Here is a 560-nt window from a genome sequence, read left to right as displayed (position 1 = left end):
ACCCGCCGGGCCCGGTCGCGGACGATCCGCCCGCGCTGGAGGAGCCCGTCGTAGGGGAAGAACACCCGGTCCTGCCAGTCGCGGTCCACGACCGCCCGCAGCGAGGCCGTGGCGTGCACGAACGCGTCCTTGGGCTCCACGAGGACCACGTCCAGGTCCTGGTCCAGCTGCTTGGCCAACCAGGCCCCGCCGTACCCACCGCCGACGACCACCACACGCTGCGTCATGCCTCACCCCTTGTCCGGTTGCTGGTCCATGGTCCGTGCCCCGCCACGGCCCGGTCGGGGACGAACGGCCCGGGTCACCACCTTGGCACTCAGGCCGTCGGGCTGACCAATGCCTCCAGGGCCCCGGCCCCGGTCACCGGCTGCTCGCACGCGAACCCCCGGCACACGTACGCGGTCGGTCGGCCCCCGAGGGTGGGCCGGTGGGCCAGCAGCGGGACGGGCGCGTCGCTCTCGCCGTCGTCGGCCACCGCCAGCACCAGACCTGGTGCCGTGGAGTGCAGGGCGGTGCGCCGCAGCTCGTCCCGCGCCCCGCCGGGCGGGCCGACCAGGGCG

General features: G+C 75.5%; 2 pseudogenes. Both read right to left on the bottom strand.

Annotated features, from left to right (window positions below):
- A pseudogene (locus N869_RS15900) lies at window positions 1–227 on the bottom strand (hypothetical protein); the annotation flags it as partial.
- Window positions 228–316: 89 nt separating this feature from the next.
- Window positions 317–560, bottom strand: a pseudogene (locus N869_RS18195) (N-acylglucosamine 2-epimerase); the annotation flags it as partial.

The organism is Cellulomonas bogoriensis 69B4 = DSM 16987 (assembly GCF_000767165.1).
GTDB lineage: Bacteria > Actinomycetota > Actinomycetes > Actinomycetales > Cellulomonadaceae > Actinotalea > Actinotalea bogoriensis.
Note: the sequence above shows the minus strand (reverse complement) of the source record. Positions and strands in the feature narration are given on the sequence as shown.